Raw genomic sequence first — 13,437 nt, 5'->3', positions numbered from 1 at the left:
ACTGATCTCGTATAACTTAGAAAGTGTAACGAAGGCCTAATTCATAACGTGCATCCCATTCTTCGGCATAAGTAAGCTGGTTAGCTGTTCGACCATGTTTACGCGGGTCTTCACCAGTAATGTTAATACCTGCGAATGACATTGAGAACTGCTCGGTCACTTGATAACCAACACTGAAATCAATTTGTGAATACTCTTCAGTAAACTCAGGCTCATTTGAATAAACTGCCGCATTGTTCAAGAATTCATCACGCCAGTTATAAGCAATACGTGCTGAGAAGTCTTCCATTTCGTATAACAACACCAAGTTAGCCGTGTCACTTAAACCAAGTAAAGCAAACTGGGTATCCGTAGCTGTTAAATCAAACTCTATATCACCATTAACAAGGGTATAGTTCGCTTGAAAACCAAAACCACTATCGCCAAAGAAATGCTGCACCGCGAATTCCATACCATCGATAACCGCACTTTTGTTGTTCGTGGGTGATTGTGATAAAAAATTCATTAATGGATCGTCGCTGTTAGCATAAACATCTACTAATTTTTCATAGTCGTTATCGGTATGACCGTTAGCATAAATTGTTTCACCTAACTGAGTCGCCGCAACTTGTGAGAATAAGGTTGTTTCGTTAACGTTAATACCAGCGGCATTTAAATCATTAATCGCTTGTAAAGCTCTTGGGCCGGCACTTGGATCTCTTAAACCATAATAATCACTGACAACCGGTGCATTACCAATAAATTTATCAACATCTTTTCTGAAATAACCTGCAGAAACATAACTTGTATCGGCAAAATACCATTCCATTGAAATATCAATGTTAGTTGATTCTAATGGTACCAGTGATGCTCTACCACTACTTGCCGAGCCATTTAGTTCATTAAGTACTGTTGGTGCGCCAGGGCCGCCAGTAATGCTTACAGCATTACTTAATTGGCCGTAGGTAGGCCGAGCAATGGTTTGACTAAATGATGCACGTGCTTTCACGCTCTCTGTTAAGTCAATATCAAAATCAATATTAGGTAAAAAGTGACTATAAGAATTTGACTCACTACGCATTTCAGCATCGACAAAGGCGCCTTGATCTACGGTAAAGTCATTATTGCTTACCCAGCGTACCGCGGTTGGTTGAGCGATATTAGCCGTTGAAGTAGATTTAGTATCTTCATAACGTAGACCTACAGAGACGTTATAAGGCAGATCCGAGATGTGACCCGAGTAAGAGGCTTTTACGTAAGCCGCAGTAACATCTTCTTGAATACGTCGGTCAGTTGCAAGGGCTGTATCACGTGCTAAATCTAAGCCATACACAGGCGCGGCCCAATCGGCTAGGGCTATAGTGTCGCCGCGGAATGCCTGTGTCCAACCTGCTACTTTGTAATCGTCTAATGAATCATTAAAATCAATAGCATCTAACATCGAGGCAGGAATTTCACCAGGGTTGTTTACACCCCAATCACCCATGGATTGGTTAGTACTTGATTGAGTTGAGTGGTTATCCATTTCTCTTGATTCAATACCAAAATCGATTGTACCGTCTTCAAACGCCCAAGTTCCGTCGATACGAATTTGAGTAATATCATTGGTATTGTAAGCATGTGACTTTTGATAAATAGAGGTACCCACATCGCTGACGTCAAATGCATTGTTACAGTTTAAACCAATGCGAGCGTCACAATCATCAAACCCAACCATTATGTCTGGAAGGCCAGAGGTACCGAAGTAACCACCTTGTTGTGCTAAAATGTTTGAACCAATACCGAAAGTGACATCATTGCCATAGCTTGATAATGGTGACGACTCAGAAGAAGAATCGTTATAATCAAAGGCTAAGGTTAAATCATCATTAACTTCCCAAACTAAGTTCAAGCCAATAGCGTCATCTTCGGTGATTGAGTTACGATATTTTTGTTTTGTTGCAATATCACGCGGTGCTTGCTCTCTTTTATCCTCAGCATAGTGTAAAGGTGAAGGGTTTAAACCATCAGTAAAAGTGATATCACTTTTATAATCAGACATCCAAATTGATAGTTCAGTACCTTGTTGCTCTTGCTCTAACTTAGAATAGGTATAATCAAAAGTCGCGGTAATAGTCTCTATAGGGCGATATTGCAAGGTTAATTGCGCATTAGTACGTTCACGCTGTCTATCCCATAAACGGTAAGAAATACTTGAAGGTAATGCAAAATCTTCACCGATACCTGGAGCATTATTTAATTGCGTAGGAGCGCCAGGAGAGGTAGCCGGCACCATATCAGGTACAGTACCGTCATATACACCGTTACGCCATTGATCAATGTTAGCAGACGTTGAGCTACTATCACGTTGAGAGAAACTAGCGGTGATTGAAGCACCAAACATCTCATCTTCATCCGTCCAGCTTAATAAGCCAGAAAGTTCAGGTGTTACTTGGTCACTGTAATCACCAACACCATCTCTTACGGAGGTGTCCATCATGGCTTTACCACCGATGCTGGCAATAAAACCTGGGTTATCAAGTGGTTTAGCTGTATTAATGTTAATGGTTGCACCAATACCGCCACTTGCAGCAGCAGCATTAGCTGTTTTGTATATTTCTACCGATTTAACAGCATCAGAAGCAAGATTTTGGAAATCGAAAGCTCTGTTATCAGAAGCGCCACCACCGTCAGGTAAAGTAGATGAAGCCATAAGGCGGCCATTCAAGGTAACCATATTATACTGAGGACCAAATCCACGAACTGTTACTCGGCTACCCTCACCATTTGAACGGTCAATTGAAACACCTGTGATACGTTGTAAAGATTCCGCTAAGTTAGTATCAGGGAACTTACCTATATCCTCAGCAGAGATGGCATCGACGACACCCGTAGCATCACGCTTTAAACGTGTTGACTCTTTAATGCTTGAACGCATACCAGTTACTTCGATAACTTCAACGTCTGCTTTTTCTGATACTTCTTCTGCTGATACTGCAGGTAGCGCTGTTGCCCCGAGTATCAATGATAAGCTTGTTGCAATTCTTGTTTTAGTAAATGTTTTCTGAATCATGTTATATCCCCAGTTTAGTGGATCACTTTATAATTATATGTATTGGTTAAGCGCTTACATTTTTATACAGAAAAATATAACAAATCGGTAATAAATGACAAGCTGTAATTGAATGTATCTATGTAAGCGCTTACATGGACGGTAAGTTAATAACAAAAATAGGTCAATAAATATTTCAAAGTAAATTAAAGTTTATACACTAAATGTACAAATAGCATACAGGTGCGTGCTTTATTTGTTTGTCGTAAGTTACTGTTACAAAAGGGAGTTACATTGCTTTACCATTAGATGTTAAAAATTATCATTGATAATAATACAAATGCCAGTATATTTGTAAGCGCTTACATTTATTGACGTCTAAGCTAATGAAATTGTAATTAGTACCTTGGTGTTTTTCACGTGTGAATGTAATTTTGGTAATAACAGTGAGCCTAATAATGATAAAAAATATAAAACAGCATCAACAGAATTTAGGCCTAAACTCTGGCCCGAATTCTGCCCTGAGCTTAGGCGAAAAAGTAGGTTATGCCTGCGGCGATGTTGCCTCAAACTTTTATTGGCGTGTCTTTGATGTATTTCTCTTTATCTTTTATACCGATGTTTTTGGTCTTTCAGCGGCCGCCGTCGGTACCATGATGCTGGTGACTCGACTTATTGATGCCTTCTCTGACCCACTTATGGGTGCAATTGCTGATAGAACTAATACCCGTTTTGGTAAATTCAGGCCCTATTTACTCTGGGGTATTATCCCTATGATTGCCGCAGGGGTACTTACTTTTACCGTGCCTGATGTCAGTGATGGCAATAAACTGATTTGGGCTTATGGCTCTTACATCTTTATGATGTTGGCGTACACCTTTATAAATGTGCCCTACGGTGCCTTACTCGGTGTGGTTACGGGTGACAGTCAGCAAAGAACAACCTTAACCAGCTTTCGCTTTATTGGCGCTTTTTCAGGTGGTAGTCTTGTTGCTTATATGACGCCTGAGTTAGTAAATTACTTAGGGCAGGGTGATGAAGCACTTGGTTGGCAACTTACTATGCTTACTTATGGTTTAGTTGCTGCGGTACTCTTTGTAATAACTTTCTTGTCTACCACTGAGCGTATATCGCCGCCAGCACAGCAAAAAACACCGGTATTACAAGATTTAAAAGATTTAACCCAGAATAAACCTTGGAAGATTCTTTTTGTCCTAGCACTTATCATCATGATGACTATCTCATTAAGAGGCAGCAGCGGAACTTTCTATTTTAAATATTATGTTGAACGTCCAGATTTAATTGGCAGCTTTGCTATGGCCTACATGATTGCTTTAGCCGTTGGCGCAGCGTCTACGCCTTTATTGACCAAGTTCATTGATAAGCGCCGCTTGTTGATGATATTAATGACTATTGTCGCAGCGCTATCACTCATTTTCTACTTTGTGCCAAAGGACAACATTACTTTGATGTTTGTCCTGCAAATACTAATTGGTTTAGCATTGGGGCCAAAATCACCGTTAGTTTTTTCTATGTATGCCGACACCGCCGATTTCTCGCAATGGCGTACTGGCAGACGGGCCACAGCGATGATATTTTCAGCTGCAGCATTTGCACAAAAATTGGGTGGTGCCCTTGCGGGCGCTATGATTGGCTGGACGCTGGCTTCTTTAGGTTATATTGCCAACCAGGTGCAAACTGGTGCATCGGAGCAAGGTATAGTGTTATTAATGACCTTGCTTCCGGCTATTTTTGCCGCCATTGCAGTGCCAGTTATTTATTTTTATCCGTTAGATGATCAGCAGTTGAAAAAGTTGCAAGGTGAATTACTTACTCAGGAAATAAAAGCACGGGAAGAAATCGCACTGCAAAACCCAACCAAGCAAGAAAACCCTAATGATACTGATGAGCAAACAGGAGCCGTTAATGCCTAATTCTCCTTTAGCTAAGCAGCCTTTACTCTCTATAGGTAACGCTGTTGATGGTCATAGTAAAATAAAACTAAACAGCCCTACAGAATTGCCTAATGCGACAGGTTTTTTATGGAACCGCGCCATGGTCATACAAGTTAATTGTCGTGGTTATGTTAATGCACAGTTTATGCAGCCTGAGCCCGCTAAATACTCTTACGCGCCGAACATGGAAGCTAAAAGTTTTATACAACCCGAGCATAGTTATTTTAGTCATCATCCTGGACGATTTTTTTACCTTAAAGATGAAGATAGTGGCGAAATAATTTCATTACCTTATGAACCAATGCGGGTTGAACTCGATAAGTTCTCTTTTGAACTTGGCAATAGTGATATTGCTTGGTCCATTGAACACAGTGGCTTGCAGATAAATATCAAAGTGAATTTAACCAAAGATGATTTAGTTGAATGTTGGTCTTTTTCGGTGCTTAACTTAACTGAGCGGCTAAGAAATATTAGCGTTTACCCGTATTTCACTATTGGCTATATGTCGTGGATGAATCAGTCAGCTACTTATGATGAAGCGTTAAATGCCATTGTGGGAAATAGTGTAACCCCTTATCAAAAAGTAGAAGACTACTTTAAAAATAAGCAGTTAAAAGATAAAACTTTCTTTCTTAGTGATACTGTTCCTACGGCGTGGCATGCCAATCAAAAGGTCTTTGAAGGCGAGGGTGGCTTGCATAATCCCAGTGCCTTACAAGCTGAGCTTTTAGAAAATGTTGATGCACGTTATGAAACTCCGGTTGCAGTAATGCAGTTTCAGCAGCAGTTATTAGCCAGTGAGCGCAAAACCTATCAATTTTTATTTGGTCCGGCAAAAGATGAAGCCGAAATCGCGATAATTAAAGAAAAATACTTGGGGCATAGGCAGAGAAGCCAAGCAGAGCAATGTTATCGGGATTACCTTAATCAAGGCAAAGCCTGTTTAACCATTAACAGTGTTAATGGTAAAGAAAATAATGGCTTTGATGATTTTGTTAATCATTGGCTGCCAAGGCAGATGTTTTATCACGGCGATGTTAATCGCTTAAGTACAGACCCACAAACGCGTAATTATATTCAAGATAATATGGGCATGGCTTTTATTGATAGCGATACCACTCGGCGAGCTTATATCTTAGCGGTATCACAGCAAGCCATTAGCGGTGCTATGCCAGAAGGGGTTTTGCTGCATCAAGACGCAGAGCTTAAATATATTAATCAGGTGCCCCATGCTGATCATGGGGTTTGGTTACCTATCTGCCTATCGGTTTATTTAAACGAAACTGCTGATGTCAATTTACTCAGTGAAATGATAACTTTTGCCGATTCAGAGCAAGCTCAATCTTTTACCTGCCATATAGAGTTAGCTTTAGATTACCTTATTAATGCCACCGATCATCGCGGTTTAAGTTTTATAGAGCAAGGCGATTGGTGTGATCCGATGAATATGGTTGGTTATCAAGGTAAAGGAGTATCTAGTTGGCTATCATTAGCAACGGCCTACGCATTAACTAGTTGGTGTGACCTTTGCAATGAATACGACATTAATATTAGCCGGCAAAAGTATGATGAATATCGCTTTGCTGCCCAAGCCATTAATAAGGCGGTAAATGAACACTTGTGGCATGGGCAGTGGTTTGCCCGTGGCATTACCGATGATGGTCGTGTTTTTGGAACTGATGAAGAGGCAGAGGGCAAAATATTTCTTAATCCACAGAGTTGGGCCATGCTCAGTGGCGCGGCAAATGAGCAACAACAAATAGCTATGATTTCGGCAATATCAAAACAGTTAACAACACCGCAAGGGGTGATGATGCTGGCGCCTAGTTATACCTCCATAGTGGAAGATATTGGTCGTATTACCCAAAAACATCCAGGCGTATCTGAAAATGGCTCTGTCTATAATCACGCGGCAATATTTTATATTTACGCCCTTTATCAAGCGGGACAAAATAACTTAGCTTTTGACTTGCTCAGTAAAATGCTGCCCTCCCTTGAAAATTCCCAAAGAACCGGGCAGTTACCAATTTATGTGCCTAATTATTATCGCGGTGCTTATCATCAATTCCCTAAACAAGCCGGTCGCTCGAGTCATTTATTTAATACCGGTACTATCTCTTGGTTATATCGTTGTTTAGTTGAGGAGCTGTGTGGCTTAAAGGGTTGTGCCAGTGGTTTGCATATAGCACCAAAATTGCCCACAGCGATGAAATATTTATCAGGTCAACGGCTATTTAGGCGAGCAATCATTGATTTCACTATCGAGCAAAGCAGCGAGATAGGTACGATTGAAATTTTACTCAATAAACAAGTTATCTCTGGCAATGTATTAACTACCTTACAGCAAGGACAAAATTATCAACTGCAGGTGACGGTACCGCTACATGAGTAACTTAGGTAACCAAGCTTTAGAAAACCAATCTTTAGCGAAACAAGTGCCGCGATTATTTATAGTTATGGGTGTTAGCGGCACGGGTAAATCAAGCTTAGCCCAAAAAATGTCCGATGAACTTTCGTTAGTTTTTATTGATGCAGATGATTTTCATAGCCTTCAAGCCAAAAAGCATATGGCAGATAATAAGCCCTTAACGGATGAGATGAGAGCGCCATGGCTTGCAACTATCATCGCGCATTTAACTTCACTTCATCAGCAAGGTAAGTCAGTTGCGCTTGCTTACTCAGGTTTAAAGTCGGTGCATCGAGATCTATTTAGAGAGTTACCTTTTGCATGTCATTTTTTATATCTTGTTGGTGACCGAAACGTTATCGAAAAAAGAATTGCTCAGCGTGAAAGGCACTTTTTTTCTACTGAGTTACTTGATAGCCAATTTTTAGCGATGCAGGCACCGATGCAGAGTGAACAAGATGTTAGCTTTATAAATATCGATAGATCTTTTTTACTGGTAGCAAACGAAATAAATAACATAGTTAAAGAAATAGTGGAGCTAGGGAACAATGAGTAGATTGGTAAATTTACTAACAGTGTTAGTGGTGATAGTGACGTTAACTACAGTGGATGCCAATGCATTTGCCGTTACTGTTACTGTTATTGATGTTGAGATTGATAAACGCGCCCTTGAGGCTAAAAAAGTAAAAGAAATAATGACCATGGACGGCATTGCCAATGAGGCTAGCTGGCAATTAGCAAGCTGGCAACCAATAGACCAGTTAATCTTAGGCAGTATGCCAAGCAAAGAGGATTTTTCTGGTCGATTTAAAATAATGTGGGATGAACAACAGTTATATCTGTTGGTAGAAATCACCGATGATATTTTATTCGATCAACACGCCGATCCGCGTCATCTATATTGGGATGATGATTGTTTAGAGATATTTATTGATGAAGATGGTTCAGGTGGTAATCATCAGTTTAATTTTAATGCTTTTGCTTATCATGTTGCTCTTGACAATCAGGTGGTTGATATTGGAGAAAACAATGCCGATGGCTCTGATAATTTTATCTTGTTAAATGATCATGTAACTAGTGTTTGGCGACGTAATGAACAATCACCAAATAAAGTTATCTGGGAATTGTCGGTTCGAGCTTATGGCGATAGTTTTTCATTGCAAGTGCCAATGCAAACAAGCATACAAAATAAAAAGATACAGCCAGTAAAATTATCCGAGGGGAAAAACCTCGGCTTCATGTTGGCTTATTGTGATAACGATGGCAGTAAAACCCGTGAACATTTTATTGGCTCGGTTGATATTAAAGCGGTAAATGGTAATAAAAATTTAGGTTATATCACCGCCGATGTTTTCCAAAGATTGACCCTGATTAGGTAACTAAAACGATTACCTTTCATTTTAATTCCGCATTTTATTAAAAATATCACAATAGCTATAGCTTTAATAAATTTGTTAAATAACAAATTGGTAAGCTGCCATAAAGACATTTGCTAATAATAAGATTTAAACTTGAAGCCATAATTTCACTTGCTAAAAATATCGGTAGATATTATGTTAGAGTAATAAATGTAAGCGCTTACATTTATTACTCACCACAAAAATAAAGAAGTTGAAAAAGGTTAGTTAATGAAAGCTATATTTATCAAAGATAGATTGAAAAACACTATGCTTGTTTCTGCGGCACTTACCCTAACGCTAGGTCTTAGTGGCTGTATACATGACAATGAAACCGTCATTACTAATAAGGAAGCTAGTACAGCAGCCAAGCAAAATCTGGCTCATGCGGAAGATCGCCTAGCGACAGTAGAGCAAGATGTTGAAGCATTATTGGAAAAAATGACCTTGCCAGAAAAAGTCTCTTTGGCTCATGCCAGTGGCAAATTCCACATTAATGCCGTTGAGCGTGTTGGTATTCCTGAAATGTGGTTATCTGACGGTCCTCACGGTGTTCGTCATCAAATAGAGCGACATACCTGGGCATCAGCGGGTTGGACCGATGATCATTCGACTTATTTACCTCACCTTACCTCAGTTGCGGCAAGTTGGGATGTTGAAATAGCTCGTTTGCACGGTCAGGTCTTAGGTGCTGAAGCTCGGAATAGAAAAAAAGATTTTATCTTAGGCCCAGGTGTTAATTTAGCGCGATTGCCTTTATACGGTAGAAACTTTGAATATATGGGCGAAGATCCCATTTTAGCGGCAAAACTAGTGGTACCGCAAATCAAAGCCATTCAAGCTAATGATGTTGCCGCTACGGTTAAACACTATGCGTTAAATACGCAAGAGTTAAACCGCACCGGTGTGAATGCCAAGCCAGATGAACGCACTTTAAGAGAAGTCTACTTACCTGCCTTTGAAGCGGCGGTTAAAGAGGGCGGTGTGCTTGGTATGATGGGGTCATACAATCAATACTATGGTACTAATGCTAATCAAAGCAAGCACTTGGTTATGGATATACTAAAAGGCGAGTGGGGCTATCAAGGTGTTTTACTTACCGATTGGCATGTTGATATTAATACCTATGATGCCGCTGTTAATGGTTTAGATTTAGAAATGGGCACTGATGTTGCTGATTATCAAGACTACTTCTTGGCTAAACCTTTTCTAGAGATGATCCAAGCGGGTAAAATCCCTGAATCTGTCGCCGATGAAAAAGCTAGACGTATTTTACGAGCGCAGCACACTATAGGTATGTATGATGAAAATCGTTTACCGGGTGCTAGAAATATTAAAGCACATCAAGCTGCCGCCCGTAAAATTGCTACCGAAGGTGTGGTGTTATTAAAAAATGACATTGTTGGCACTAAAACGATATTACCCTTAGATAAAAAACAACTGAAAAATATACTGGTACTGGGCCCTAATGCTGATAAAAAACATGGCAAAGGTGGTGGCTCATCAGAAGTAAAATCTTTATATGAAGTGACTCCGTTAGTAGGCTTAATAGCACATTTTGGCGATCAGGTTAAAATTACTGTGATGAGAGCGCGCAGCAGTGAGTTAGCTGCCATTGCCAGTGATTATGTTGAAAGTCGTCATTGGACGGGTACACCAGCATGGAACATCTCATACTTTGCTGAGTCAAAACGTAATAAGTTAATTGAACAATCTTGGATTGTTGACTCAAAGTTTAGCGCTAAAGATATCGGCAAAAATCAGCACATCACTATGGTTGCAAAGATCAAACCTTTAATGTCAGGTTTGCATCAATTAAACGTGGAAACACTAGGTGACTTTAAATTAAAAATAAATGATAACATCGTTATTAGTCATCAAGTGAGTGCTAATACATCAAAAGAACTTAGTGCCTTAACTCATGATATTGAGTTAATCGCCGGTAAATCTTATACCTTTGAAATTGAGTACGATGGCAAGCAACACTTTATTTTAGGCTGGAATGCGCCGGGCGAATTATTTGCTAGTGAAGCGGAATATATTGCAGCAGCTCAACAAGCCGACGCAGTTATCTATTTTGGCGGTTTGAGCCATGGAGATGACAGGGAGTCAATTGATCGCCCTGATATGAAATTGCCTAACTCACAAGACGAAATTATTAGTAAGCTGATTGTCGCCAATGAGAAAACCGTAGTATTTCTAGTGGCTGGCTCAGCGGTGGAAATACCTTGGGCTGAACAAGCTAATGCTATTGTCTGGGGTTGGTATGGAGGCATGGAAGCGGGTCATGCCTTTGCGGATATTTTAACTGGTGTTGTTAATCCAAGTGGTAAAATGCCAATTACTTTACCGGCTCGTTTAGAAGATACTGCACCAATAGCCTTGAATGATTATAACGCCAAAGAAAGTTTATATACTGAAGGCGTATTTATTGGCTATCGTTGGTTTGAGCAACAAAATATTAAGCCAACTTTTGTCTTTGGTCATGGCCTTTCTTATACCAGCTTTGCCTTAACCAATATTGCTTTATCGGCAGCAAGTATTACTGCGGATGAAGGTATTACCGTGACAGCAATGGTTAAAAATACCGGTAAAGTTGCTGGCGCCGAGGTGGTGCAAGTATATCTACATGACGTTGAATCCAGTGTTGATAGACCAGCAAAAGAATTGAAAGGTTTTGCCAAAGTATTCTTAGCGCCAGGTGAAAGTAAACTAATCAGTATATTCCTGAATAAACGTGATTTATCTTTTTGGGATATTAATAGTAATGATTGGCTAGCAGAATCCGGTGATTTTGAAGTATTGCTGGGCACCTCGCTTGATCAAATCAAACTTAAGGCAAGCTTTAATTACCAACAATAATTTAACTTCTGGCTTAACATATTCGAGCCTAGTCAGAATATTTATCTCAATACCTCAGAGGCAAGGCTTAATAGCTGAGATGGTTACCCGAAAAAATCTCACCTCAATATATATTAACTGAAGAAAGTGGATGAAATTAGCAAAGCTATTTTTATACTTGATAGTGATGACTTTTTTATCTGCGTGTGCAGAAGGCGATAATACTAAGATTGTCAGTGACTCTAGCAAAGAGAAATAGTCGGGTCGAACTGGAAATTCCAAGTATATTGTTGTCTCAAGAGCAGGTTATCAAGATAAATTACACGGCTTTTGGTTAGGGCAAAGTATTGCTAATTGGACCGGATTAGATACCTTAGAAAAACTTGGTCATAACAAGGTGGGTTTTACTGTTCATGAGGATAAAGGTCATGATGCTTGGACTCGAGTTTATTCAGGCGATGATCTTTATCAGTGGTTATTATCTTATGAGATTAACACTCCCACTCAATAGGTTAACAGTAGTTATGAAAGCTAAATCATTTTGATTTTATTATTTATATTATCAAGTTTTTCCGTAGAGAGCTTTGCTGAAATAGCTGATAAAGCGCCTGATGCTAGCACAGTGATTTCACTTAACATTTATGGCTGGAAAGCCATGCCTGCGCATAGTGATGATTACGCTGAGTTAATTAAGGGTAATAAGGTTGATATTCTTGGTATTCAAGAAGGTGTCGACGATTGGTAGCTTAAAGAAAGTGATATTAATAATAAACTACCGACTAACTATCAGCGTGCGGTTACTTTAAAAAAATCACTTGGTCAATGTTGGCAGCGTCAATTCCAAATTTTTATTAACCATTGCCAGGGCAATCGCTTTATTGACTCTGGCCGTTTTGATTTAACCGATGGCCCTAATGCTACCAAAACAGGTGAGTATGCGCTGATAGAAAAAGCGAATGAGCGCTATTTTATAGTTAATGTTCATTGGGACTATGAAGCAATACCCGAAAATCTTATTGGGTGACTTTAATGCTCATTGTGATAGTCGCGAGGGGGAATTAGTGCAGTCAAAATCTAAGCTGACCTTAGTCAAAAATGCCGGCATAGATTGTCTTTTTGTAAAAGACCTGACTGGTAAGGCAAAAGAAACCTCTGTTTATCCTTCAGATCATCCTGCTATTGCTGCTAGCTTGCTATACGAAAGCAGCTCAGCGCAGTAAAACTCTTTAAAGTAATGTGACTATCTAAACGAATGCTTTAACTTAAATAAAAGTAACATGCTTTCAATAACATTACTGCCTTGTCGATAGTCAGTCCTATAAATAACTACTCTTTACTTCTCGGCATAATTTATCGGCATTACTTAGAGGTATTAGTTATCGACAAAACTTATTCTGTTTACTCGGCTACGGTGGATGGGGGGAGGTGATATTAGTTTTAACTAACTCCTTATTCAGCCAAGTTACTGCATCTTGCCAGCCTAAATCTAGACCTGAAAAAGTTCTGACATTCAATTGATCAATGCTGCGCCTATCGGCAACCGTTTTACTGGATTTTTTACCTTGTTCGCTATAATTCACTGCTGCAATGGCAACTATATTTTCACTAGAGCCCATGATAAATTGTGCGCCTAGGCTATAAGAGTAATTATTAATTTTATTGATTAACACCCCATAGTTACCTTTAAAAATACAGGCAAGAAAGTTATCATATTCTTCAACCATTTCTATGGATACCTCAACACCTTCATCGATAATTATTTCGGCAATGCTGTCGCTGATAATGCTAATATCAGCGAAACTTAATCTATGTTTGTGCATACTGCTA

The 13,437-nt window shown here is 39.6% G+C and carries 9 protein-coding genes; 7 read left to right on the top strand and 2 right to left on the bottom strand.

Annotated elements, in window-relative coordinates; all coding sequences use genetic code 11:
• Positions 1–16 precede the first annotated feature (16 nt).
• A complete protein-coding gene (locus GAB14E_RS16895; protein ID WP_033081247.1) occupies positions 17–3,031 on the bottom strand; it encodes a TonB-dependent receptor in 3,015 nt (1,004 codons plus the stop codon).
• Between the two features lie 437 nt (positions 3,032–3,468).
• Between GAB14E_RS16895 and GAB14E_RS16900 the strand changes: the two genes are divergently transcribed.
• From GAB14E_RS16900 to GAB14E_RS16930, 7 genes are all read left to right on the top strand, one after another.
• Positions 3,469–4,944 carry an MFS transporter gene (locus GAB14E_RS16900; RefSeq protein WP_231561997.1) on the top strand — a complete coding sequence of 492 codons (1,476 nt, stop codon included), beginning with the start codon at positions 3,469–3,471 and terminating at the stop codon, positions 4,942–4,944.
• A complete protein-coding gene (locus GAB14E_RS16905) occupies positions 4,937–7,357 on the top strand; it encodes a GH36-type glycosyl hydrolase domain-containing protein (protein WP_052093507.1) in 2,421 nt (806 codons plus the stop codon). Before GAB14E_RS16900 ends, GAB14E_RS16905 begins: the two co-directional genes overlap by 8 nt.
• Positions 7,350–7,928, top strand: a complete 579-nt coding sequence (locus GAB14E_RS16910; protein ID WP_033081246.1) for a gluconokinase — start codon at positions 7,350–7,352, stop codon at positions 7,926–7,928. The genes GAB14E_RS16905 and GAB14E_RS16910 overlap by 8 nt, the downstream gene beginning before the upstream one ends.
• The gene (locus tag GAB14E_RS16915) at positions 7,921–8,751 is read left to right on the top strand and encodes a sugar-binding protein (protein ID WP_033081245.1); all 831 of its coding nucleotides are present in this window, start codon (positions 7,921–7,923) and stop codon (positions 8,749–8,751) included. Before GAB14E_RS16910 ends, GAB14E_RS16915 begins: the two co-directional genes overlap by 8 nt.
• 249 nt (positions 8,752–9,000) lie before the next feature.
• Complete coding sequence (locus tag GAB14E_RS16920) at positions 9,001–11,631, top strand: beta-glucosidase (protein WP_033081244.1); 2,631 nt, start codon at positions 9,001–9,003, stop codon at positions 11,629–11,631.
• Positions 11,632–12,151: 520 nt separating this feature from the next.
• Entirely contained in the window at positions 12,152–12,355 is a 204-nt protein-coding gene (locus tag GAB14E_RS16925; RefSeq protein WP_033081243.1) for a hypothetical protein, read from the top strand.
• Positions 12,356–12,602: 247 nt separating this feature from the next.
• Entirely contained in the window at positions 12,603–12,830 is a 228-nt protein-coding gene (locus tag GAB14E_RS16930; RefSeq protein WP_156115665.1) for a hypothetical protein, read from the top strand.
• A 186-nt stretch (positions 12,831–13,016) separates the two neighbouring features.
• Here the strand turns inward: GAB14E_RS16930 and GAB14E_RS16935 are convergent, their stop codons facing one another.
• Positions 13,017–13,430 (bottom strand): hypothetical protein, encoded by a 414-nt coding sequence (locus GAB14E_RS16935; protein ID WP_033081241.1) that lies wholly within the window; start codon positions 13,428–13,430, stop codon positions 13,017–13,019.
• Positions 13,431–13,437: the final 7 nt, after the last annotated feature.

This window comes from Colwellia psychrerythraea, assembly GCF_000764185.1.
Classification (GTDB): Bacteria; Pseudomonadota; Gammaproteobacteria; order Enterobacterales; family Alteromonadaceae; genus Colwellia; species Colwellia psychrerythraea_B.
Note: the sequence above shows the minus strand (reverse complement) of the source record. Positions and strands in the feature narration are given on the sequence as shown.

Bases quoted from the DNA above. Each gene is read 5' to 3' on its own strand.
- GAB14E_RS16895 (WP_033081247.1), bottom strand. From the start codon at position 3,031: ATGATTCAGAAAACATTTACTAAAACAAGAATTGCAACAAGCTTATCA.
- GAB14E_RS16900 (WP_231561997.1), top strand. From the start codon at position 3,469: ATGATAAAAAATATAAAACAGCATCAACAGAATTTAGGCCTAAACTCT.
- GAB14E_RS16905 (WP_052093507.1), top strand. From the start codon at position 4,937: ATGCCTAATTCTCCTTTAGCTAAGCAGCCTTTACTCTCTATAGGTAAC.
- GAB14E_RS16910 (WP_033081246.1), top strand. From the start codon at position 7,350: ATGAGTAACTTAGGTAACCAAGCTTTAGAAAACCAATCTTTAGCGAAA.
- GAB14E_RS16915 (WP_033081245.1), top strand. From the start codon at position 7,921: ATGAGTAGATTGGTAAATTTACTAACAGTGTTAGTGGTGATAGTGACG.
- GAB14E_RS16920 (WP_033081244.1), top strand. From the start codon at position 9,001: ATGAAAGCTATATTTATCAAAGATAGATTGAAAAACACTATGCTTGTT.
- GAB14E_RS16930 (WP_156115665.1), top strand. From the start codon at position 12,603: ATGAAGCAATACCCGAAAATCTTATTGGGTGACTTTAATGCTCATTGT.
- GAB14E_RS16935 (WP_033081241.1), bottom strand. From the start codon at position 13,430: ATGCACAAACATAGATTAAGTTTCGCTGATATTAGCATTATCAGCGAC.